The organism is Moraxella sp. DOX410 (assembly GCF_032248735.1).
Classification (GTDB): Bacteria; Pseudomonadota; Gammaproteobacteria; order Pseudomonadales; family Moraxellaceae; genus Faucicola; species Faucicola tetraodonis.
Genome location: NZ_CP135138.1, coordinates 1360979 through 1383762, shown reverse-complemented (window position 1 = coordinate 1383762; position 22784 = coordinate 1360979). Strand labels below are relative to the sequence as shown.

Sequence of the window (22784 nt, the reverse complement as noted above, 5' to 3'; positions counted from 1 at the left end):
CATGTCTCAAACAATGTTAGCGTATGGTTTTTTAGCAATTGCGATTGTCAGTGAAGTGACTGGTGCAACTTTTTTGGCAAAATCAGAGGGGTTTAGCAAACCCTTGCCCACTATTATCACCATGATTTGTTTTGGCATTGCTTTTTATCTTCTTTCACAAGTTATAAAAACCATACCACTGGGGGTTGCTTATGCCATTTGGTCAGGGGTAGGTATTGTGTTGACCGCTATCATTGGTTACTTTATTTTGGGTAATAAACTGGATTTACCCGCCATCGCGGGAATGAGTCTAATTGTATTGGGTGTGATTGTGATTAATCTGTTTTCTCATTCAGCCACGCATTAGTCACGTTTTAATAATCCACACATTAATATAGTACCTTAACAGTTTAATGGCTAAAGCTGACTGAATTTTCAAGGTGAGAGCAGGGTAAAAATTAAAATGACTGTTGAAATTATCTTTACACTATCTAAAAACCGTTAATTTTGTTAAAATTTCGCCATTTGCATTATTTGCTATCCAACAGCCAACAAGAGGTCAACCATGTCTGATAAAGCTCCCCGTTACCAACGTATTTTGCTCAAACTCTCTGGCGAGGCCTTGGCAGGCAAAAATGACATGGGGATTGATTCAGGCGTGTTAGACAACATGAGTCTTGCGATTGCGCACTTGGTAGGATTGGGTGTGCAAGTGGGTATCGTGGTCGGTGGTGGCAACTTGTATCGTGGCGCTGCGCTACAAAAACAAGGCTTGGTGGGCCGTGTCACAGGCGACCAAATGGGTATGCTTGCAACCGTGATGAATGGCTTGGCGATGCGTGACGCCTTGGAGCGCCGTAATATCAAATGCCGTTTGATGTCAGCTTTGCCAATTGGTGAAGTGACTGAAAACTACAGTAGCCGCAACGCTATTCGCTATTTACAGAACAATGAAGTGTGCGTGTTTGTCGCAGGCACCGGCAATCCATTTTTTACCACGGATACCGCAGCGTGTTTACGTGGCATCGAGATTGAAGCCAATTTAATCCTAAAAGCCACCAAAGTCGATGGCGTGTATAACAAAGACCCAAACACCCATGAGGATGCCGTCAAATACGACGAACTCACCTTTGACCAAGTGCTAGATCAAAAATTGGGGGTGATGGATTTGACTGCAATTGCCCTGCTGCGTGAGCATAACGTACCGCTGCAAGTATTTGATATGGCAAAACCCAACGCGCTACTTCATGTGGTGATGGGCGAGTCAGAAGGTACCAAAGTTATCAATCACTAAGATAGTTTATACACTAAAATAGTTTATACATTTGACATACATAGTTTTAAAAGGATACAACATGATTAACGATATTAAAAAACAAGGCGAAGACAAAATGAAAAAGGCGATTGAAGCCTTAGAAAATGCCTTTAGCAAATTACGGACAGGCCGTGCTCATCCTGGTATTTTGCAGGGTGTGATGGTGTCTTACTATGGCTCTGAGATGCCACTTAATCAAGTGGCGAGCATCAACGTTGAAGACTCTCGTACCCTGTTAGTGCAGCCTTTTGACCGTAGCATGGTGCAGGCAGTGGACAAAGCAATTCGTGAATCAGATTTGGGTCTTAACCCAATGAGCGCAGAAGTGATTCGGGTGCCATTACCCGCATTGACGGAAGAAACCCGTAAAGATATGCAAAAGTTGGCACGTCATGAAGCCGAAGAGCGCCGTATATCCGTGCGTAATGCTCGCCGTGATGCCAACAATGCCTTAAAAGCCTTGGTAAAAGACAAGCAAATCTCAGAAGACGATGAACGCCGTGCCAATGACGACATCCAAAAAATGACCGATAAATACATTGATAGCATTGATAAAATGCTCTCTAGCAAAGAAGCAGAGTTAATGGCCGTTTAATCGTTATTTATCCAATAAAAGAACCAATTCATAAGAAGTAGGTCATGGTTGAGTCAAAGGCAGCAATGCCACAACATATTGCCATCATTATGGATGGCAATAACCGCTATGCCAAAGCACATGGGCTACCAACCGGTGGCGGGCATATTGCCGGCAAAGATAATTTAGACCCTTTGGTTGAGCATTGTATGGATATTGGTATACGTGCGTTGACGGTGTTTGCTTTTTCTAGCGAAAATTGGCAGCGCCCAGCCAATGAAGTGGCGCTATTAATGAAGCTACTGGAGCAAACCGTCCATGACCAATTACCGCGGATGCTGCGTCATCAAATTTCTTTGCGCTTTATCGGCGATAGGGATGCCTTGACGCCGCATTTACGCGCGATTATGCAAGATGCAGAAGAGCAAACTGCCCATTTTACTAAAATGAGTTTGGTGATTGCTATCAGCTACGGCGGTCAATGGGACATCGTCAATGCCTGCCGCCAAGTTGCCAAACAAGTGGAAGAAGGCGCACTTACTGCCGATACCATTACCCAAGACGATTTTGCACGCCACCTGTCGCTATCGGATTTACCAGCCGTTGATATGTTAATCCGTACAGGGGGTGATTACCGCATTTCTAATTTTCTCCTTTGGCAATGTGCGTATGCTGAGTTATTTTTTACCGAAACGCTTTGGCCAGATTTCAAGGCGGCTGAATTAGACCAAATGATTGATATTTTCATGGGTCGTGAGCGTCGATTTGGTAAGACCAGCGAGCAAGTATTAGGTTTGGGCTTTTAATTAATCAATAGGAATTGTCATGTGGGAACGCATTAGAACCGCCATTATTTTGTTAGTGATTGTTGGCGTTGCAATGTTTGCTACCCGCGAGCCTATTTTGATGTTGCCGCTATTGTTAGTCGGTGCAGGCTTTGGGGCTTTTGAGTGGTCAAAGCTCATGCCGTCACTTGAACAAAATCCCGGCAGTTATGTACCGCCTACCACCCAAATTCCCACCAAACCTGCCAAGCCAATCGATTATATATATAGCCTTGTGATGTTAGGGATTGTCAGTGTGTTATTGGTGATGGCTAAACTAACTGGCAGCATAGCCTCTTGGGTGTTTTTTTGGCTGGTTGCCGCGCTGATTTGGTTGCTAGCGATTGGCTGGATTCGTCGTTATCCCAACAATACGCAAGCTTGGTATGGTAAGCATTTATACCTCATCGGTATGATTATACTGTCATCCGCCATTACTGCGATGTACTATCTGTGGTCAATTTCAGCTTGGTGGCTGCTATATGTGTTTGTATTGGTGTGGTGCGCCGATAGCGGCGCTTATTTTGTCGGACGAAAAATTGGTAGACGCAAGATGTCCCCACACGTCTCACCCAATAAAAGTGTGGAAGGCTTATTAGGTGGACTTGCTACAGGCACGCTTGTGGTGATTGGCGTCTCTTTTGGGTTGTTAAACGATTGGTCGATGCTGGCCATTGGCGTGTTTTTGCTCTTATCGCTGATCACTATCATCATGTCCGTGTTCGGTGATTTATTTGAAAGTATGCTAAAGCGCCATGCAGGCGTCAAAGATGCCGGGGCATTGTTGCCAGGACATGGGGGCATTCTTGATCGTATTGATTCGCAGCTTTCAGCCGTGCCAATTTTTGCGTTGGGGTTTTGGGCGATGAAATTTTACGGCTTAATTTAATGCTACATTGCGTTTATTTTTCAAAAATTTTCACATCTGCTTAATATTAATTTGTTCAATTCCAATCTAGCCAATATCAATTTGTTTAATTCACTAATCAATGCAAGCTTGTGTTTCATCCAATCTTTTTTGCGCAACTGCTTGTTGATTGATGCTTAAAAATCTTCTCGCGTGTTAATATGCTTATCACAGTGGCAATTTGCCGCTGTAAACGTAAAATGTTAGGTTTAACCGCCGTCTGCCCCAACTTACTAGGTCATTGTAATGCTATCTTCAACTCACACTATACCGCAAAAAAACATTGCTATTATGGGCACAACTGGCTCTATCGGCGATAGTACACTATCGGTCGTCAGTCAGCATCCTGATTTGTATAACGTGGTCGGGGTGACAGGGTTTTCGCGGCTGGATAAACTGTTGAGTATTTGTCAGCAATTTAAGCCAACTTATGTTTGTGTTGCCAAAGAAAAGGAAGCAACATTTGCGCAGATGCTCAGCGAGGCTCATCTAAACTGCAAGATTTTGATTGGTGAGCAAGGTCTGGTTGAGCTTGCCACGCTAGCAGAAGTGGACATGGTGGTTGCGGCCATCGTCGGCGCTGCAGGCTTGCCGTCAACACTGGCAGCGGCTAACGCGGGCAAAACGATTTTGCTCGCCAATAAAGAAGCATTAGTGATGGCAGGTGAGCTGATGATTAAAGCCGTCAAGCAGTCAAATGCCAAATTGCTGCCAATTGATAGTGAGCACAATGCCATTTTTCAATGTTTGCCTACTGCAGTACAACAACAACGCAATGCCATTCATGATGATAACCATGGTATTAAAAAGCTTTGGTTAACCGCCTCAGGTGGGCCATTTTTACACAAAACACTTGACGATATGAAAGGCGCCAGCGTGGCAGAAGCTGTCAAACACCCGAACTGGTCCATGGGGCAAAAAATATCAGTAGATAGTGCTACCATGATGAATAAAGGCTTGGAGCTGATTGAAGCAAGTTTTTTATTTGATATGCCGGTCTCTGAGATTGAAGTGGCCATTCATCCGCAAAGCATCGTGCACTCTATGGTTGAATACAACGATGGTAGTTTTTTAGCGCAGCTTGGCAGTCCCGATATGCGTACCCCCATTGCCCATGCTATGGCATACCCCAATCGTATCAGCAGTGGGGTGGAACGATTAGATATTTTTAAGTTAAGTAATTTAAATTTTGTCCGACCTGATTTAGAAAAGTTTAAATGCTTAGGGCTGGCTTATCAAGCCATGCAACAAGGTAGCTATGCGTGTATCGCCTTGAATGCCAGTAATGAGATAGCCGTTCAAGCGTTTTTGGATGGCGACATCCGTTTAACTGATATTGCCGATATCAATGAAAAAGTGCTATTGCAAGCCGAAAAACAGCCGATTGGGTCATTGCAAGCGATTTTGGCGGTCGATAAACTAAGCCGTGAACAAGCACACCAATGTATTGCCGACTTAAACGCTTAAATAATGCTTAAAAAAGCTTAAAAATAGTTGGCAACACTGGTTGATAGTCGTTAAAAATGACGACATAACTTATTAATATAACGATAGTTAAATTATTTTTAGCCTGTGATTTTGTCAAAAGGATAGCCATGAATTTCATCTTGACCGTTTTAGCTGCGATTGTGGTACTAGGACCTTTGGTTGCGCTACATGAGTGGGGGCATTATATTGTTGCTCGGCTATGCGGTGTCAAGGTATTGACCTATTCAATTGGATTTGGTCCAAAGCTGCTAAGCTGGACAAGTAAAAAAACTGGGATTAATTATGCTGTCTCTGCGATTCCGCTCGGCGGTTATGTCAAAATGCTCGATGAGCGAGAAGGCACAGTCAATCCAGCTGAACGTCATTTAGCCTTTAATACCCAACAACCTTGGAAAAAAATCGCCATCGTCGCAGCAGGTCCGGTGATGAACTTACTAATTGCGATTTTTTTGTATTGGCTGCTATTTATCACACCAACCCAAGTATTGGCGACCAAAGTCGGCAGTATTTTGCCCAATTCACCTGTCAGTCAAACCAGTCTCACAGTTGGTGACGAAATTGTTGCGGTCGATAATAAACCCATCCAAAGTTGGCAGGATATTAACTATGCGTTAGCCGATCGTATGGGCGAGTCGGGGCAAGTTAATTTAACGGTGAATGGCGCGCAAGGTCAAACCAATGTCGCCGTGCCGATACAGCGCTTTATGAAAGCAGAAGCGGGTAAAGCAACCAATCCGATTGATAGTCTAGGTGCGATTCCGTGGCAACCAAAAATTCCTGCGGTGGTCGGTGAAATTGTCCCAAATAGCGCTGCTGCCCGTCAAGGTCTGCAAGTCGGTGATACCATCACCCGTGTCAACGGTCAACCGGTGAGCGATTGGCTGGCGTTTTCACAGGTTGTCAAATCAAGCCCCGAGCAGTTATTAACCCTTGAAGTGCAGCGCCAAGGCAAAATCATCACCTTACAAATCATGCCACAAGCAAAAAAAGATACCATGGGCAATCGATTTGGACAAATTGGCGCAGCGGCAGCCACATCTAAGATTACGCCGCCACCTGAGTATATAAAAACCATTCAATATACCCCCATCCAAGCGGTCGAAAAATCCTTGCATCAAACTGCCGATTTAAGTGCCATGACCCTCAAATCAATGGGTAAAATGTTGACCGGCACCATTGGGGTTGAAAACCTATCAGGTCCCATTACCATTGCCAAAGTCGCCAATCAAAGCTTTAGCATCGGTTGGGAAGCGGTATTGTCGTTTATGGCGATTATCAGTTTAAGCCTTGCTGTGCTCAATTTATTACCCGTACCTGTGCTTGATGGCGGTCATATTGTCATGTATGCCTATGAGGCTATTTTTGGTAAATCCATGCCGGAGAAAATACAAATGATGGGAATGAATATTGGGTTAGTTTTGCTTGCAGGTTTCATGCTGTTGGCGATTGGTAACGATATCTCACGCTTGTTTTAATCGACCCAAATTTGGCTAAAATATTGATTTATAGTTTTGTTTTTTCGCTAGACTTTACGCAAAATTTAGCTTACCTTATGCCAGTAAAATTTATTTACGGATCTCTTGTACTTTGATAATACAAGCTACACATCAAAGACAAACTATTACTAGAAGTTTAATCAAGTCACCCTTTTTGATAGCATTTGTCATTTTTAGCAAACTAAACTTAGATTACCAAACTTAGATTACCAAACCTAGATACAAACCTAGATAAATACCTTTGGCTAACTAATTTTGGATACCTAAAAGTGACAGGTTTCATGCATTATCTTTGGGCAGTCGTCAATTCGGAAACAAGTTATATGCGAAATTCAGCGTTATTTTTGGTTGCACCGTTAGCACTCGTTACCTCGTATGCACAAGCGGCAAATTTTACCGTGAGCGATATTCAATTTAATGGATTGACACGAGTATCCGCTGATAACCTCTATCCCGTGCTTGCTGTCAATACCGGTGAAGTAGCAAACGATGCCAATATCGCAGCTAGTATCAAAGCCCTCTATGAAACTGGCAATTTCTCAGACGTTAAAGCATCCCAATCAGGCAATAAATTGGTATTTGACGTGGTAGAGCGCCCAATTATCGCAAATGTCACTTATGAGGGTAATAAACTCATTCCAAAAGAAGCATTGACCGAAGGCCTAAAACGTATTGGTATCGTAGAAGGCAATGTGTTAAAACAGGCGACAGTTGAGCAAGTGCAAAATGAGTTAAAACAGCAATACAATCAGCAAGGTTATTATAATAGCGAAGTTAAAGTGACCCAAACGCCTTTAGATAATAACCGTGTCGCGCTTAAATTTAATTTTGTTGAAGGTAAAGCGGCGCGTGTTGTCGATATCAAGGTAATTGGTAACAAACATTTTAGCGACAAAGAAATCAGACAGGCGATGAGCATCAAAGAAAGCTCATGGATCAATGTGATTAGCAAATCTGACCGCTATGCCAAAGAAAAGCTTGCGGCAAGTTTAGAAAATGTCACCGCCATGTACCAAAACGCGGGCTTCGTCAAATTCACCATCAATGATGCCACTATTAATTTAAGTCCAGAAAAAGACAAAGTGTTTATTGAGCTCAATCTTACTGAAGGTGAGCAATATAAATTTGGTAATGTCAACTTTATGGGTACGCCCAACTACGATACCGACAAGCTTCGTAAGCAGGTGGCATTTAAGCCAGGTGAGCGTTATTCACAACGTCAAATGACGACAACTTTACAAAATCTTGGCACACTGTATGGTAACGATGGCTACTATTTTGCCCAAATCCGCCCAGTGCCCCGTATCAATGAGGACACTCGCACGGTAGATGTCGATTTCTTTATTGATCCTGTGCGTCCTGTGTATGTGCGCCGTATCAATTTTACCGGCAATAATAAAACCGCAGATGAAGTATTGCGCCGAGAAATGCGCCAAATGGAAGGTACATTGGCTTCCAATGAAAAAATCGATTTGTCGCGCACGCGTTTGATGCGTACAGGCTTCTTCAAAACTGTCAACATGGATGTCAAACCTGTCCCTAATACCCCCGATCAGGTAGATATCAATGTCGCAGTAGAGGAGCAGCCATCAGGTACCAGTACCATTGCGGCTGGTTATTCACAAAGTGGTGGTATCACCTTCCAAGCAGGTTTAAGTCAATCTAACTTTTTGGGTACAGGTAATCAGGTCAATATTTCGTTATCGCGTTCTCAGACGTTAGATAGTTATAATTTGGGCTATACCAACCCGTACTTTACGCCAGATGGGATATCGCAAAGTGCCAGTATCTATACACGCAAAACCAAATATGACAGAAAAAACATTTCAAACTATGTAACAGACTCGTATGGTGGCACCTTAGGTTTTAGCTACCCGATTGATGAAAATAAGAGTTTAAGTGCCGGTCTCACACTTGATAGTACCACAATCAAAGCAGGTGCTTTGTTAGCGGTATCAAACTATCAATACTTAAAAGACGAAGGTACTCTGCAAGTAGGTTCAGACTCTGATGGCAATGAATCATTCGAATCAGACCCATTTAATACCGCGAGCCTAAATTTAGGCTGGAATATGAACACGCTTGACCGTGGACGTTTTCCAACCAACGGTATGTCACATAACGTCAATTTGAAACTGGCCTTTGGCGATGCCACTTACCAAAAACTGGTCTACCAAGGCAACTATTATCGCCCATTCCTAAAAAATACCGTACTACGCGGTTATACCAAGTTGGGATATGGTAACGATTTACCTTTCTGGGAAAACTTCTTCGCAGGGGGTTATGGCTCAGTGCGTGGTTATCAGAATGCCACTTTAGGCCCTACCAGTAATCGTTATTATCCAGTAAAAAATAATAATGGGGTCGATAATTACCCAGAAGAGATTGGCGGTAATGCACTCGCGCAAGTGGGTACTGAATTAATCTTGCCGATGCCGTTTAAAGGCGATTGGGCAGACCAAATCCGTCCCGTGTTATTTGTTGAAGGGGCACAAGTGTTTGACACCACCAATAAATATGACCAAAAAGTCACAGTGGGTGGCAATCCCGTATCGCTATTAAATGAAAAAGACAATGACATGCGGTTTAGCGCGGGTGCTGGCTTCACTTGGATTACCCCAATTGGCCCAATCTCATTAAGCTATGCCGTTCCGCTCAACGATAAAGATAAAGATAAAATCGACAATGTACAGTTCGAAATTGGACGTACATTCTAAAAGGTCTATGTATATGAAAATAATGACTCAGTTAGCCACAGCGAGTATTTTGAGTGTATTGGCAATGCCAGTGTTTGCCAATACCGTTGCGGTTTGGAATTCCCAAGTTGCCATCAACAATACTAACATCGCCAAAACCAAAATTGGCGTGGTGAAAGCGGCGGTCAAACCAAAGCAGCAGCAGCTTGACAGCTATAAAGCCACCATTGAGCGTTTGCAAAAACAATACGCCACGCAAAATGCTCAGATGACCCAAGCACAAAAGGATGATTTGCGTAAGCAAATTCAAACCAACCTACAAAACTATGAACAGGTTGCCAGTCAAATCCAGTCCATCATTGATGCCAATGAGTCAGAAGTGATGCAGCGAATTGCCCCCAAAATCCAAGCCATTAAAGAAAATATTGTGCGTCAAAAAAATATTGATGTGCTCATTGATAATCGTGATAGAACCGTTAGTTATGTCAAACCTGAATGGGATGTAACGGCAGATTTTACCAAAGCGATTAACGATCAAGTAAAATAATATTTTTTAAGCTCAGAGGTTTTAGCAAAAACGCAATATTCGACTATTGCGTTTTTTATTTTGTGTGTAAAATTAAGGCAAATTTTAAGCAAACGATTGGAGTAATCAAATGGCGTTCACCATCGCACAAATTTTGGATTTTTTAGGTAGTGACGTCATTGACCAAGGGGATGTACAAACCGACCAAAATTTGCAGAAACAAATTTCCAAAATCGCCTCTCTTGAGGATGCCACCGACAGCGATATCACGTTTATCGCCAATCCTCTATTTGAATCAAAATTGCAAACCACGGGCGCGGGCGCCGTGCTAGTCCCTGCATCCTTACAGGAAAAAAGCCCAAGCCATAGCGTCGCCATCGTGGTCAAATCACCTTATGCCGCGTATGCCAAACTGACCGCATTGTTTGAACCGACGCAAGCGTATCATCAGACAGTCAACCCTAATTTATCGGACAGTTTGATTCACCCGACTGCCATTCTGGGTAACAATCTGCAATTGGGCGACAATGTACGTATTGGGGCGTATAGCCAAATTGGTGATAACTGCGTCATTGGTGATGGCGTTAAAATTGATGCCCAAGTCAATATTCAGCCCAATGTCGTGATTGGCGAAGGTAGCTTAATCGCGCCGCACGTGTACATCGGGCATGATTGTGTATTGGGTAAACATGTCAGCTTGCACAGCCATGCCAGCATTGGCAATGACGGCTTTGGCTTTGCCCCTAAAGGCAGTACAGATGAAGCAGGTTGGCAAAAAATTCACCAATTGGGGCGAGTGATACTGGGCGATTATGTCAGCGTAGGCAGCCACACCTGTATCGATCGCGGCGCGATTAATGATACGGTTATCGGTAATCATGTCATTATCGATAATTTGGTGCAAATTGCCCACAATGTAAAAATTGGTGCTGGCACGGCGATTGCAGCGTGTGTGGGGATTGCTGGCAGTACAGAAATTGGTAAACGCTGCATGATTGGCGGGGCATCAGGTTTTGCAGGTCATATCAAAATTTGTGATGATGTCACGATTACCGGCATGACGATGGTGACCAAATCGATTCACCAACCGGGTGTATATTCTTCAGGGATGCCAGTGATGCCCAATAGTTTATGGAAAAGAGCCTATATTAATTTTAAGCAACTTGGCAAACCAAAAAGTTAATCGTTACCTTTATCCATCAAATAATTTGAGAAAACAACTGTAAACTCAGTCTTAAAACCGTTACAATAGCTATTTCTCACAAATCTATTTTTTTGATAAAGATGATTTAAAAGTATAAAGGATATATCCATGGATTTTGATAAGTTGATTGATGAAGACATCGCTGGCCTTGCACAGATTGGGGTGACATTACCTCTCAATGCCGCTGTGTTACGTGATTATCTGCCTCACCGTTATCCTTTTATGCTATTAGACAGAGTCACTGCGGTAAAACCCAATGAATGGATTACCGGTGTTAAAAACATCACCATTAACGAGCCCTTTTTTAATGGTCATTTTCCTGAAGAGCCTATCATGCCAGGCGTCTTAATGATTGAAGCCATGGCGCAGGTAGCGGGTGTGCTAGGTTTTATCAGCAAAAATGTCAAACCTAGAGATGGTTATATTTATCTGTTCGCTGGGGTCGATAAAGTACGTTTTAAACGTCAAGTCATCCCCGGTGATCAGCTCATTTTACGCGCCGAAAAGACCATGGAGCGTCACAGTATCTATAAATTTAGTTGTACAGCGTGCGTGGGTGATGAGTTGGCAGCGAGTGCCGAAATCACCATTGCAGAGCAGCGTACCCAATATCACCAGTCATGACTTTAACATCATTTTTACATGGCTTGAATAAGGCGCGTTTGGGTAAGCTATACCGATAAAATCTGTTTAAGTTAAGCAAAATCCTTGATAAAAATGGCATACTTTAGTAAAAATGCTATAATGTCGTTTTTATTTTAACCTGCTGTTCATAGTTAGCTTTGCCTATGGTTTCAGCTAAACCTGTATTTTTAATTCTTGTTGAATAGTGGGCTGGTATAAGGATTTTTCATGACGATTCACCCAACGGCGATTATTGATGCCACTGCAACGATACACCCGTCGGTCAAGATAGGGCCGTATTGCATTATTGGTGAACATGTCACAATTGGGGCACAGACTGTGCTTCACCCCCATGTCGTCATTAGCAAGTTTACCCGTATCGGTGAGCGTAACCAGATTTTTCAATTCGCTAGCATCGGCGAAGACTGCCAAGATCTCAAATACCAAGGTGAGGAGACGTGGCTAGAAATCGGCGATGACAATCGCATTCGCGAAGCCTGTAGCATTCATCGCGGCACGGTACAAGATAAAGGCATCACACGCGTTGGTAGCCGTAATCTGTTTATGGTCAATACCCATATTGCGCATGATTGCGTAATTGGCAACGACAACATTGTGGCTAATAATGTGGGGATTGCAGGGCATGTCCGCGTCGGTAACCATGTGATTGTTGGTGGTAATTCAGGTATTCACCAATTTTGTAGCATTGATGATTATAGTTTGATTGGTGGTGCAAGCTTGATTTTAAAAGATGTTGCGGCTTTTAACATGGTATCGGGTAACCCTGCCAAAAGCCATGGTCTTAATATCGAAGGCATGCGCCGCAAAGGTTGGTCAAAGCAAACCATCGATTATCTGCGACAAGCTTATCGGGTGATTTTCCGTTCAGGACTGACCAAGGAAGAAGCCATTGTAGCAGTGACTGAGCAGCTATTACCCCAAGAACCTTTGGTACAATTGTTATTGGATTCTCTAATTCATAGTGAACGTGGCTTAGTCAGATAAGGTATTAAGACAAGATATTAAGAAAGGATAGCGTTGCTATTTAGCGTATCAACAGCAGCTTATAAAAAGTAAAAAAGAGCCAAATTGGCTCTTTTTTTAGGTGTTTTTTAGGTCAAATGCAAATCAGGTTTTGGTAAGTTTTGCTGCTGATAAAAAGTATCGACAAACGCATCAAACTTATCATCTTCAATGGACTGACGAATATCTGCCATCAAGCGCTGATAGTAACGTAAATTGTGTATGGTGCCCAACTGTGCCGATAGCATTTCATTGCATTTAAACAAATGATGCAAATAGGCGCGGCTGAAATTCTGACAAGTATAACAATCACACGCACTATCAAGTGGACTTTGGTCAAAACGGTGCACCGCATTTTTAATTTTAACGGCGCCAAAAGTGGTGAAATAATGACCATTTCGTGCATTACGTGTTGGCATCACGCAATCAAACATATCAACACCGCGGCGTACCGCTTCCACGATATCTTCAGGCTTACCCACGCCCATCAAGTATCTGGGCTTGTCGGCGGGCATATCATCGGGTAAGTAATCAAGCACCGCCATCATTTCTTCTTTTGGCTCACCGACTGACAGCCCACCAATGGCATAACCATCAAACCCAATAGCGAGCAACCCTTCTAGGGATTTTTCGCGAAGGTTGCGATACATACTGCCTTGAATAATACCAAACAAAGCATTCTTGTTACCCAGTTTTTCATGCGCATTTTTACAGCGCTCGCCCCAACGCAGCGATAGTTCAAGCGATGTATCCGCTTCGCTAGGCGTTGCAGGATAGGGCGTGCATTCATCAAACTGCATGACGATGTCTGAGTTCAGTGAGTATTGAATTTGCATCGATATTTCAGGGGATAAAAATACTTTTGCGCCATCAATCGGCGAGCGAAAATGCACACCTTCCTCTTTGATCTTACGCATTGCGCCCAGACTAAAGACTTGAAAACCACCCGAATCGGTTAAAATCGGCTTGTTCCAACCGATGAAGTCATGTAAGCCGCCAAATTTGTCAATGACATCGGTAGTCGGTCGTAGCCAAAGATGAAAGGTATTGCCCAAGATGATTTCGGCACCGATTTCGTGGATATCGCGCGGCAGCATGCCTTTGACGGTGCCATAAGTACCGACAGGCATAAAGGCAGGGGTTTGCACATCGCCATGAGCGAGATGAACCGTCCCACGGCGAGCACGGCTCTCGCCCGTGGCAGTTTTGTGTAAGGTAAATTGCATAATCTAAAGTTTCTGTAACAGGTTTTTTAAAAGGTTAAAATCATAAAAGGTTGAAATTATACCATTTTTTCCAACAACATCGCATCACCGTAACTAAAGAAACGATATCGTTGCTCGATGGCGTGCTGATAAGCCTGTTTGATAGGCTCACTGCCTGCAAACGCTGACACCAGCATCAACAGCGTGGATTTCGGCAAATGAAAATTGGTGATGAGCTTATCAATCACCCCAAACCTAAATGACGGATAAATAAAAATATCGGTGTCACCTGACCAAGCCGATAGCATCGGGTTTTCAAAATTGGCGGTTTTTTGAAACGCCGTTTCTAATACCCGTGTCACCGTGGTACCGACTGCAATCACTTGCCCGCCACGGGCTTTGGTTTGGTTAATCAAATCGGCAGTCGCTTGGGGCAACTCGGCATATTCTGAGTGCATTTTATGGCGCAAAATATCCTCTGTCTTGACAGGGGCAAATGTGCCTGCACCGACATGCAAGGTGACAAAGGCGGTGTTGATGCCCTTGGACTTGAGTGCAGCCAATACATTGTCATCAAAATGCAGGCTTGCGGTCGGTGCGGCTACGCTGGCAAGTTTGGTTGGGTCATGAAATACCGTTTGATAGCGGGTTTCGTCATTGTCATCGGCATGGCGCTCAAAATAGGGCGGAATCGGTAATTCACCATAGTGCTCAAGCACAGGCAATATCGGCTGGTCGAACGCTAGTAAAAATAAATTGTCCTCACGCCCCATTACCGTGGCATGAATGTTACCATCGGCAAGGCTCAACGTTTGCCCCTCTTTTGGGCTGCGGCTGGCGCGTACATGACACAAAGCGGTGTGCTTTTGATGGCTAGTAGCATCATCGGGCAAAATACGCTCGACCAATACTTCGACCGCGCCGCCACTGGCTTTTTGCCCAAACAGCCTTGCTTTCATGACCTTGGTGTCATTAAACACCACTAAGTCACCACTATTTAACAACTCTGGCAAATCCACAAATTGTTGGTCTTTGGGTTGACCATGGGCAGGCAAATACAGCAGTCGAGAGGCAGAGCGCACCGCTAACGGATAGCGGGCAATGAGTTCATCGGGCAGTTGATAATCAAAGTCATCTAAAGTTAAAGGCATTTATGGGTTACTCGGTGATAGCAGAATCTTTGGTAAGGTGGACATTGGCTTTAGGAAATGGGCGGATTTTATCGGCGTCCGACCAAGCTTTGACCCAGTCATCAGGTGGCATATTGATATCTTTATAATCCAATGCGCTGAGCACTTGCTTAGTTGGCAAAACCTTGCCTGTCACGATGTTGGTGATACCAGTGCGCAGCAGCGCAGAGCAAGTCGGCTGACCTTTGACCCACATGCTTTGCTCGATATAAAACCAGCGCTCATCAACGGCTATAAGTCGGGTTTTGATGGTGACCTTATCAAATAAACGAACACGCTTACGATATTGGATGGTACTACCAGCGACTACCAGCCCCCAGCGATGCTTGAATAATTTTTTGGCAAGTCCTGAGCGAATGGCAAGATCGTTTCGCCCCAAATCAAACAGCGTAAAAATACGCCCGTTGTTCATTTCAAAAAAATTGTCAATGTCGTTGATATTAGCGGTCAAGGTGATTTCGCTGGTATCGGTTAATTGAAGCGAATGACCTTGCTTTTGTTTAATCGCGCTTTTAATGGCATGGGTGCCCAGTCGTAAAAAAGGATACATGGTTGTTCTCAATCTAAATTTGTGCCACATTATAGGTAAATCGCGCTTGTTTAGCAAAATTTGTCACTATCATTACCCGACAAGTCACTATAATTACTCTACACAAGGAAAGCAAATGACCAATCAATCACAGGTAGCAGCGCAACCAATATCATCAGAGGCTAAAAAGGTATTAGATTTTTGGTTGCAGCAAAATACTAAGCCATTTTGGTTTGCCAAAGATGAGGATTTTGATAAAACGGTAACGGCTAAATTTTTAGCCACACTTGAGCAAGCCAAACGAGGCGAGTTATGGGATTGGCGAGCCAGTACAAAAGGCCGACTGGCAGAAATCATTGTATTGGACCAGTTTTCGCGCAATATTTTTCGAGATTCTTCACAAGCTTTTGCCCAAGATGGCATGGCGTTAGTATTGGCGCAAGAAATCGTCAAACAGCCAGATTTTGACAAGTTAAATCAAGATGAACGTAATTTTGCTTTAATGCCTTTTATGCATGCGGAATCGGTAATCATTCATCAGCAGGCGTTGCCATTGTTTAAAAAATACGCTAGTGCCGATACGTTAGCGTTTGAATACAAGCATCAAGCCATTATTGAAAGATTTGGGCGTTATCCGCACCGCAATGCGATTTTGGGTAGACAATCCAGTGATGAGGAAATCGCCTTTTTACAACAACCCAACTCGTCATTTTAACTTTTACTAAGTTGTTGCTGGATCGCCCAATCAATATGTTCTTGTGTGTTTTCGCTTAACATGGGGCGTTTTTGTTTTAGTTTGTCAATAATTGCTTGGCTAAACGGTGCATTACCCAATGCTACCGCCACATTGCGCATAAAATTGTCGTAGCCCGTGCGGCGAATCGGCGAGCCTTCAGTTTTTGTCAAAAAATCCTGTGCATCCCACGCCCATAACTCAAGTAGTGACATATCATCTAAACGGTGACGCGGATTAAAATCCTCAATCGTCGCTAATCTGGCAAATTTATTCCAAGGACAAATCAACTGACAATCATCACAGCCAAAAATGCGATTGCCAATTTTTGGGCGAAGTTCTACAGGGATTTTTCCATCTAATTCAATGGTTAAGTACGAAATACACAGCCGTGCATCGACATCATAATGCCCGGTGGGTGTTCTGCGGATGGCATGGGTAGGGCACACATGAATACAAGCACGGCAACTGCCACAATGCGATGATATGGTTTCGATTTGCTTTTTATCCTCTGCCAAAGGCAAGCTGGTGAATAATTCCCCCAACACAAAAAATGACCCCGCTTGTGGGTGAATCAGCAAGGTGTGTTTGCCTGTCCAGCCCAAACCTGCTTGCTCAGCCAACGCGCGCTCAAATATAGGCGCGGAGTCGCTAAAGGGGCGAAATACAAAGTCGTTGGCATATTGCGGATAATCGGTGATCAGTTTGTCTTGAATCAGTCTGGCTAGGGTTTTTAGTAACCCTCGCATGGTTTTATGATAATCACGTCCTCGAGCATAGCGGGCAATAATCGCTGAGTTAGGGCGCTCATTGTCTGGTACACTGCGCTTGGGCGGCGGCGTGACCAGATAATCTAAACGCACGCTAATGATACTTTGCGTCTTGTCAACTAACAGGGCAGGGTTAGCACGTTTATCATGATTGTCTTCAAAAAACAGCATATCCCCATGTTTACCTTGTGCTAACCAAGTTTGCAACGCGCCAAGCTGTTTGCTAAAGATGGGGTTGGCGGGATGGACAAAGCCACAATCAGCAAACCCCAACGCCTTGGCTTGCGCCTTTATCCAGCGCTTGAGTGCATTGAGTTCGTTTGTAGTGTCCAACATGCCAACAACCAGGTAAAATTAAAATGCTATTATAGCAAAATAAACACCTACCACATCATTGGAACATCTTATGCAAAGTAATGCACAGAGTAATGCACAGCCGGATAAAAATACGGTGATGCAAAACGCCATTGCCTTATATAGCCCCAAACAAATTTATGACCTTGAAAAAAGCTGGTTTAGCAAAAATGACAGTTTTGCCTTAATGCAACAAGCGGCATGGCAACTTGCACACATCATCAAGCAGGAAAGTAGCAATCAAAAAGGCAGTCCCCCTCAAAAAAGCAGTCACCTTCAAAAAAGCAGTCACTCTCAAAAATCGGTATTGGTAGTGGCAGGCGCGGGTAATAATGGCGGCGATGCTTGGTTGGTGGCGCATTATGTTCACCAGCTTTGCCCACATTGGTCAATTACCGTAGTACAAGTCGCAGCGCCTAGCACCCTCGACAGCCAAACAGCAAAGCACATGTACCTGTCAAACTGTGCAAATGCGGCAAAATATCTGACGTTGACAGCATTTTTACAGCCATTTTATGAGCTTGGTTTAAGCTATCATTATGATGTGGTGATTGATGGGTTATTGGGGATTGGGCTCGATGGCAAGCCTAGTGGTGATTATCAGACAATCATCCATTGGATTAATCAATACCGCAAGCAAAGTGACTCTTGTCAAGTCATCAGCATCGATGTACCCAGCGGACTTAATGCCGCTACGGGCGAAGTATACGATGACACTGCGATTAAAGCAGACAAGACACTTTGTTTAATTGGGCGAAAAGTCGGACTGCATATGGGGGATAGTAAAGATTATGTTGGCAGCGTTATCGATGTGCCTTTGCTCCCTATTGAGCAATCAGGCATCTTGTTGCATTGCACGCTACCTAACTTGCCACAACGTCAGCAGGTGAGCCATAAAGGTACGTATGGTCATGTACTCATCATCGGTGGCAATCGGTTACAGGATGGGCATGGCATGGCAGGGGCGGCGATATTGGCCGCCAGTGCAGCATTGAGCAGTGGTGCAGGCAAAGTCACCGTTGCCTGTCATGGTGATTTTCATTCAGCCATTGTCACCGCTTTGCCCAATGCCATGACCGCGGATTTACATAATATCGCTAGCATCATCGAGCTGATTAACGCGGTAGATGTGGTTGCCATCGGCATGGGTCTGGGTAGGGATGAAGCAACGCTTGATTTATTTAACCAGTATCTTACCGCCATCAAACAATCACAGAAGCTATGTGTCATTGACGCTGATGGTTTATACCATTTGGCAGATTGGGTAGGCACGAGTGACGGTTTAACTGCGCCCATTCAACCACGATTGGGGCAGTCAAACCAACGGTTTTATCTAACGCCGCATTCAGCGGAAGCAGGACGTTTGCTCAATCAACCTTATGCCGACATCGATCGAGACAAAATCAGCGCGATTCGGGCATTAGCTCACCAATATGGGGGCAATTGGCTTATCAAAGGGGCGCAAACAATTGTGCTTGAAGGTGACAGTCTTGAGCGTGACAGCATTGATATTTGCGGCTTGGGTAATGCCGGTATGGCAACGGCTGGCATGGGCGACTGCTTGGCAGGTCTGATGGCGGGCTTATTGGGGCAAGCAATTGCCGCACCCATGCTAACCGCCGTGCTCATACATGCCAAAGCGGGTGATACGTTAGCAGAAAAAATGGGTGAATATGCGTTGCAAGCCAATCACATGGCATCGGCAATCGGTGACATCATCCATCAAATCACGCAAGATTAAAATCACGGCAGGCTAAGAAGGTTCAATAGAAAAAAGGTGAGAATTCACTCACCTTTAACCTTTATATATCTTTAATCTTTACACGCCTTTAACCTTTGATTGAACGCTAAAGTTATATAGCATGCAAAATTATTTACAGTATTGGCTCACTGTCTGCGCGACTTGCTGACGGCGTAGCTCAATTTCACGACCATCTAAATATTTACGTTCACCTTTATTATCCATCTCATAGACGCGCCCGCCTTGGTTTAAGTTGGCAAGGGTGTTTTGTAAGGCTTTACAGCGCTCCGCATCTTGCTGCTTTTTGAGTTGCTGATTTTGTGCTTCAAGTTCAGCAGCACGTTTTTGATCGGCGGTCAGCGTTGGTGATACACCTGAAGCAGCACCTGTGCTATTGCCAGCGGTTGCAGGTGAACGACTACTAGGTCCAAGTTCACGGGTATTAACCACTTGCACTTGTCGCAAATTAACACCATTAGTCGGCGCATATTGGCTATAATGCGGTACACCATTTTTGTCAGTCCACTTGTAGTAAGTGGCTGCATTTGAATTCGCCATAATGAATGGTGATAACATGAGTGATAACAAAAACAGTGGCTTTAACATTGTTTTTCCTGTGCAAGAAACGAGAAAGTTATGCGATAGCCTATCACAGCTTGATAGCTTTTAGCAGTAAATTTCGACAAGATAATCGTTTAATTTCCTAAAGGTAATTTTCTAAAAACGACTGGCTCAACCAGTCTGAGATTTTAAAGTTTATCAAGCCTTAAAACCAATCCTTAAAACCAAGCCTCAAACGATTCATTTACCTATAACTAAAAGTTATAAATTCTAGTAGCTTTTTTTTATTGACAAGTGTTAAAAAAACTCACATCATAAGTCCTCTACTGGTCGTTAGTAACAATTATCGTTGGTTACTAATTGGTAAAATCTAAGCTAATTGGCGCTATCCGCTGATTAGGCTCTACAATTGGATGAGAGTATTTTTTACCGTTGTTGTTGTTTATGAATCTAAACAAAAGAATCTAACAACCCTGACTTATCGGTCAACAAAGACAAAAAGTAGCCATCAATTTATACATTACGTCATTTTCGTGATGCTTTCTTTTTTGGTTATCATGCTTTTTGCCCTCGTCTGATTTGTTCACTGTTACCTTATGGCAGTGTTGAAGATTCTTGCTAATCATTTAGCAATGTTTATCTAAAACAGCTTCCCAGTATCATTTTTGAAGACGACCATAAAAGGTGATGACAGTGACTCAAACTACCCAAGCTCCCAATATGACGGGAGAAAACCAAACGGCTCACGCTGCACCCAATTTTGACAAAAAAACCGCCAAAGCCTCAGCAGGTGAACCTGTCATGATGTCTGGTGCAGAAATGCTGGTGCAAGCGCTAATTGACGAAGGTGTTGAATACATTTTTGGCTATCCAGGCGGCGCCGTGTTGCATATTTATGATGCTTTGTTCAAACAAGATAGCATTGAGCACATCCTCGTGCGTCACGAACAAGCAGCGGGTCATATGGCAGATGCTTATTCCCGTGTGACAGGTCAAACTGGGGTGGTATTGGCGACATCAGGTCCAGGCGCCACCAATACGGTTACCGCCATCGCTACCGCGTTTATGGATTCCATTCCGATGGTTGTCATCTCAGGTCAGGTGCCTTCAAGCCTCATCGGTGATGATGCGTTCCAAGAAACTGATATGATTGGTGTGTCACGTCCTGTCGTCAAACACAGTTTTCAAGTACGTCATGCCAGCGAAATCCCAGAAATCGTGCGTAAAGCGTTTTATATCGCAAGCTCTGGTCGCCCAGGTCCTGTGGTGATTGATGTACCCAAAGACAAAACCGCGCCTAACGAAAAATTCCCTTACCATTTCCCTGAGTCGGTCAGTATGCGTTCTTACCAACCATCGGTTCGCGGTCATTCAGGACAAATTCGTAAAGCCATCGAAACCTTAATTGCTGCCAAACGCCCTGTATTATATTCAGGGGGTGGCGTGATTGCGTCAAACGCAAGTGCAGAATTAACCGCATTAGCCCGTTTACTTAATTTACCGGTGACTAATACTTTAATGGGTTTGGGCGCTTATCCAGGATCGGATAAACAGTTTTTAGGTATGCTTGGGATGCATGGGACGTATGAAGCCAATATGACCATGCACAATTCAGATGTAATTTTGGCCGTGGGTGCGCGTTTTGATGACCGTGTGACCAACAATACGCAAAAATTCTGTCCAAACGCTAAAATTATCCATATTGATATCGACCCTGCATCAATCTCAAAAACCATCAATGCACACATCCCGATCGTCGGTGATGTAAAAAATGTGCTAAGTGATATGCTCGCCGTATTAACAGAAAATAACGCACAGCTTGACCAAGCCGCGCTAAATGATTGGTGGGCGCAAATCAATGAATGGCGTAAACGTCATGGTCTACGCTATGACAAAGACGACAGCAATGGCATGAAACCACAGCACGTTGTTGAGCGCTTATATGAGTTAACCCATGGTAAAGCTATCATCACATCTGATGTGGGTCAGCACCAAATGTTTGCCGCCCTATACTATAAATACGATGAGCCCCGTCAATGGTTAAACTCAGGGGGTTTAGGCACTATGGGGGTAGGGTTGCCTTATGCAATGGCAGCCAAACTTGCTAACCCAGAGCGTGATGTGGTATGTATCACCGGTGAAGGCTCAATTCAGATGAATATCCAAGAGCTATCAACTTGCCTACAATATAACTTGCCCGTAAAGATTTTAAATCTTAACAACGCCCAGTTGGGTATGGTCAAACAATGGCAAGACATGATTTATGAAGGTCGTCATTCGCACTCTTATATGGATTCATTGCCAGATTTTGTCAAACTTGCAGAAGCTTACGGTCATGTCGGTATCCAAATCACCGACCCAGCCAAACTTGATGAACAACTTGCTTATGCTTTATCACTCAAAGATCGATTGGTATTTATCGATGTACTCGTCGATAAAAATGAGCATGTTTATCCAATGCAATTAGCGGGTCAGTCAATGCGTGATATGTGGTTAGCCAAAGGGGAGCGTACCTAATGAAACATTTAATTTCTGTCTTAATGGAAAATGAATCAGGGTCACTGTCTCGGGTGGTTGGCTTGTTTTCACAACGTGGCTACAACATCGAGACACTGAACGTTGCCCCAACTGATGACCCAACTTTATCGCGTTTGACTTTGACCACAGATACCGATCAAAATAAGATTGAGCAAGTGACCAAACAGTTGCACAAGCTGATTGAAATCGTTAAAGTAACCACGCTGACCGATAGTGTACATATTGAGCGCGAACTCATGCTGATCAAAGTGCGTGCCACGGGTAGCAACCGTGAAGAAGTGAAGCGCTGTGCGGATATCTTCCGTGCAAGTATTGTTGATATCACGCCCAATGTCTATACCATTCAAATTGTCGGTGACACCGCAAAATTGGACGGCTTTATCGAATTGATGGGACGTGAACGCATTTTAGAGGTAGTACGTTCTGGTGTTATTGGTATCGCTCGGGGTGAAAAAATCCTCAGCGTCTAAATTTACCAACCTTTTAATAGTAGTTGTTTTTTACACA

21 protein-coding genes are annotated in these 22784 nt (G+C 43.8%); 16 read left to right on the top strand and 5 right to left on the bottom strand.

What is annotated here, in order from left to right; translation table 11 throughout:
• The first annotated feature begins 1 nt into the window (after position 1).
• From RNZ41_RS06130 to lpxA, 12 genes are all read left to right on the top strand, one after another.
• On the top strand, positions 2-346 hold the full coding sequence (locus RNZ41_RS06130) for a DMT family transporter (RefSeq protein ID WP_314026832.1): 345 nt from the start codon (positions 2-4) through the stop codon (positions 344-346).
• A 198-nt stretch (positions 347-544) separates the two neighbouring features.
• A complete protein-coding gene (gene pyrH / locus RNZ41_RS06125) occupies positions 545-1273 on the top strand; it encodes a UMP kinase (protein ID WP_062330269.1) in 729 nt (242 codons plus the stop codon).
• A 61-nt stretch (positions 1274-1334) separates the two neighbouring features.
• A complete protein-coding gene (gene frr / locus RNZ41_RS06120; protein WP_100269869.1) occupies positions 1335-1889 on the top strand; it encodes a ribosome recycling factor in 555 nt (184 codons plus the stop codon).
• Between the two features lie 44 nt (positions 1890-1933).
• Positions 1934-2674 (top strand): polyprenyl diphosphate synthase, encoded by a 741-nt coding sequence (gene uppS / locus RNZ41_RS06115; protein ID WP_314026831.1) that lies wholly within the window; start codon positions 1934-1936, stop codon positions 2672-2674.
• A gap of 19 nt (positions 2675-2693) precedes the next feature.
• Positions 2694-3581 (top strand): phosphatidate cytidylyltransferase, encoded by an 888-nt coding sequence (locus RNZ41_RS06110; RefSeq protein WP_314026830.1) that lies wholly within the window; start codon positions 2694-2696, stop codon positions 3579-3581.
• A gap of 264 nt (positions 3582-3845) precedes the next feature.
• The gene (gene ispC / locus RNZ41_RS06105) at positions 3846-5066 is read left to right on the top strand and encodes a 1-deoxy-D-xylulose-5-phosphate reductoisomerase (protein ID WP_314026829.1); all 1221 of its coding nucleotides are present in this window, start codon (positions 3846-3848) and stop codon (positions 5064-5066) included.
• Positions 5067-5194: 128 nt separating this feature from the next.
• Positions 5195-6562, top strand: a complete 1368-nt coding sequence (rseP, locus tag RNZ41_RS06100) for an RIP metalloprotease RseP (RefSeq protein WP_314026828.1) — start codon at positions 5195-5197, stop codon at positions 6560-6562.
• 344 nt (positions 6563-6906) lie between these two features.
• On the top strand, positions 6907-9300 hold the full coding sequence (gene bamA / locus RNZ41_RS06095) for an outer membrane protein assembly factor BamA (RefSeq protein WP_314027822.1): 2394 nt from the start codon (positions 6907-6909) through the stop codon (positions 9298-9300).
• Positions 9301-9313: 13 nt separating this feature from the next.
• Positions 9314-9826, top strand: coding sequence for an OmpH/Skp family outer membrane protein (locus tag RNZ41_RS06090; RefSeq protein ID WP_314026827.1), 513 nt, complete (start codon positions 9314-9316; stop codon positions 9824-9826).
• A gap of 109 nt (positions 9827-9935) precedes the next feature.
• On the top strand, positions 9936-10988 hold the full coding sequence (lpxD, locus tag RNZ41_RS06085; protein WP_314026826.1) for a UDP-3-O-(3-hydroxymyristoyl)glucosamine N-acyltransferase: 1053 nt from the start codon (positions 9936-9938) through the stop codon (positions 10986-10988).
• 129 nt (positions 10989-11117) lie between these two features.
• Positions 11118-11633, top strand: coding sequence for a 3-hydroxyacyl-ACP dehydratase FabZ (gene fabZ, locus RNZ41_RS06080; protein WP_050324347.1), 516 nt, complete (start codon positions 11118-11120; stop codon positions 11631-11633).
• Between the two features lie 228 nt (positions 11634-11861).
• The gene (gene lpxA, locus RNZ41_RS06075) at positions 11862-12638 is read left to right on the top strand and encodes an acyl-ACP--UDP-N-acetylglucosamine O-acyltransferase (RefSeq protein ID WP_095355529.1); all 777 of its coding nucleotides are present in this window, start codon (positions 11862-11864) and stop codon (positions 12636-12638) included.
• 107 nt (positions 12639-12745) lie between these two features.
• Here lpxA and tgt read toward each other — a convergent pair whose 3' ends face one another.
• From tgt to RNZ41_RS06060, 3 genes are read right to left on the bottom strand one after another with little or no spacing between them, the layout of a single operon-like run.
• Entirely contained in the window at positions 12746-13882 is a 1137-nt protein-coding gene (gene tgt, locus RNZ41_RS06070; protein WP_314026825.1) for a tRNA guanosine(34) transglycosylase Tgt, read from the bottom strand.
• A 56-nt stretch (positions 13883-13938) separates the two neighbouring features.
• Positions 13939-15012, bottom strand: coding sequence for a tRNA preQ1(34) S-adenosylmethionine ribosyltransferase-isomerase QueA (gene queA, locus RNZ41_RS06065; RefSeq protein WP_314026824.1), 1074 nt, complete (start codon positions 15010-15012; stop codon positions 13939-13941).
• A 7-nt stretch (positions 15013-15019) separates the two neighbouring features.
• Complete coding sequence (locus RNZ41_RS06060) at positions 15020-15601, bottom strand: acyl-CoA thioesterase (protein ID WP_201664270.1); 582 nt, start codon at positions 15599-15601, stop codon at positions 15020-15022.
• A 115-nt stretch (positions 15602-15716) separates the two neighbouring features.
• Between RNZ41_RS06060 and RNZ41_RS06055 the strand changes: the two genes are divergently transcribed.
• Complete coding sequence (locus RNZ41_RS06055; RefSeq protein WP_144917569.1) at positions 15717-16295, top strand: DUF924 family protein; 579 nt, start codon at positions 15717-15719, stop codon at positions 16293-16295.
• Here the strand turns inward: RNZ41_RS06055 and queG are convergent.
• Positions 16292-17419 (bottom strand): tRNA epoxyqueuosine(34) reductase QueG, encoded by a 1128-nt coding sequence (queG, locus tag RNZ41_RS06050; RefSeq protein WP_314026823.1) that lies wholly within the window; start codon positions 17417-17419, stop codon positions 16292-16294. The two genes, RNZ41_RS06055 and queG, sit on opposite strands and share 4 nt — an antisense overlap.
• Before the next feature lie 70 nt (positions 17420-17489).
• Here queG and RNZ41_RS06045 point away from each other — a divergent pair, with 70 nt between their 5' ends.
• The gene (locus tag RNZ41_RS06045) at positions 17490-19178 is read left to right on the top strand and encodes an NAD(P)H-hydrate dehydratase (protein WP_314026822.1); all 1689 of its coding nucleotides are present in this window, start codon (positions 17490-17492) and stop codon (positions 19176-19178) included.
• Positions 19179-19307: 129 nt separating this feature from the next.
• Here RNZ41_RS06045 and RNZ41_RS06040 read toward each other — a convergent pair whose 3' ends face one another.
• Positions 19308-19784 (bottom strand): DUF4124 domain-containing protein, encoded by a 477-nt coding sequence (locus RNZ41_RS06040; protein WP_314026821.1) that lies wholly within the window; start codon positions 19782-19784, stop codon positions 19308-19310.
• 756 nt (positions 19785-20540) lie between these two features.
• Here RNZ41_RS06040 and RNZ41_RS06035 point away from each other — a divergent pair.
• The gene (locus RNZ41_RS06035) at positions 20541-22256 is read left to right on the top strand and encodes an acetolactate synthase 3 large subunit (RefSeq protein ID WP_264755048.1); all 1716 of its coding nucleotides are present in this window, start codon (positions 20541-20543) and stop codon (positions 22254-22256) included.
• On the top strand, positions 22256-22747 hold the full coding sequence (ilvN, locus tag RNZ41_RS06030; protein ID WP_007116784.1) for an acetolactate synthase small subunit: 492 nt from the start codon (positions 22256-22258) through the stop codon (positions 22745-22747). The genes RNZ41_RS06035 and ilvN overlap by 1 nt, the downstream gene beginning before the upstream one ends.
• Positions 22748-22784: the final 37 nt, after the last annotated feature.

Bases quoted from the DNA above. Each gene is read 5' to 3' on its own strand.
- fabZ (WP_050324347.1), top strand. From the start codon at position 11,118: ATGGATTTTGATAAGTTGATTGATGAAGACATCGCTGGCCTTGCACAG.
- queA (WP_314026824.1), bottom strand. From the start codon at position 15,012: ATGCCTTTAACTTTAGATGACTTTGATTATCAACTGCCCGATGAACTC.
- rseP (WP_314026828.1), top strand. From the start codon at position 5,195: ATGAATTTCATCTTGACCGTTTTAGCTGCGATTGTGGTACTAGGACCT.
- RNZ41_RS06055 (WP_144917569.1), top strand. From the start codon at position 15,717: ATGACCAATCAATCACAGGTAGCAGCGCAACCAATATCATCAGAGGCT.
- ilvN (WP_007116784.1), top strand. From the start codon at position 22,256: ATGAAACATTTAATTTCTGTCTTAATGGAAAATGAATCAGGGTCACTG.
- RNZ41_RS06060 (WP_201664270.1), bottom strand. From the start codon at position 15,601: ATGTATCCTTTTTTACGACTGGGCACCCATGCCATTAAAAGCGCGATT.
- RNZ41_RS06090 (WP_314026827.1), top strand. From the start codon at position 9,314: ATGAAAATAATGACTCAGTTAGCCACAGCGAGTATTTTGAGTGTATTG.
- RNZ41_RS06040 (WP_314026821.1), bottom strand. From the start codon at position 19,784: ATGTTAAAGCCACTGTTTTTGTTATCACTCATGTTATCACCATTCATT.
- bamA (WP_314027822.1), top strand. From the start codon at position 6,907: ATGCGAAATTCAGCGTTATTTTTGGTTGCACCGTTAGCACTCGTTACC.
- tgt (WP_314026825.1), bottom strand. From the start codon at position 13,882: ATGCAATTTACCTTACACAAAACTGCCACGGGCGAGAGCCGTGCTCGC.
- lpxA (WP_095355529.1), top strand. From the start codon at position 11,862: ATGACGATTCACCCAACGGCGATTATTGATGCCACTGCAACGATACAC.
- RNZ41_RS06130 (WP_314026832.1), top strand. From the start codon at position 2: ATGTCTCAAACAATGTTAGCGTATGGTTTTTTAGCAATTGCGATTGTC.
- uppS (WP_314026831.1), top strand. From the start codon at position 1,934: ATGGTTGAGTCAAAGGCAGCAATGCCACAACATATTGCCATCATTATG.
- ispC (WP_314026829.1), top strand. From the start codon at position 3,846: ATGCTATCTTCAACTCACACTATACCGCAAAAAAACATTGCTATTATG.
- lpxD (WP_314026826.1), top strand. From the start codon at position 9,936: ATGGCGTTCACCATCGCACAAATTTTGGATTTTTTAGGTAGTGACGTC.
- queG (WP_314026823.1), bottom strand. From the start codon at position 17,419: ATGTTGGACACTACAAACGAACTCAATGCACTCAAGCGCTGGATAAAG.
- RNZ41_RS06110 (WP_314026830.1), top strand. From the start codon at position 2,694: ATGTGGGAACGCATTAGAACCGCCATTATTTTGTTAGTGATTGTTGGC.
- frr (WP_100269869.1), top strand. From the start codon at position 1,335: ATGATTAACGATATTAAAAAACAAGGCGAAGACAAAATGAAAAAGGCG.
- RNZ41_RS06045 (WP_314026822.1), top strand. From the start codon at position 17,490: ATGCAAAGTAATGCACAGAGTAATGCACAGCCGGATAAAAATACGGTG.
- pyrH (WP_062330269.1), top strand. From the start codon at position 545: ATGTCTGATAAAGCTCCCCGTTACCAACGTATTTTGCTCAAACTCTCT.
- RNZ41_RS06035 (WP_264755048.1), top strand. From the start codon at position 20,541: ATGATGTCTGGTGCAGAAATGCTGGTGCAAGCGCTAATTGACGAAGGT.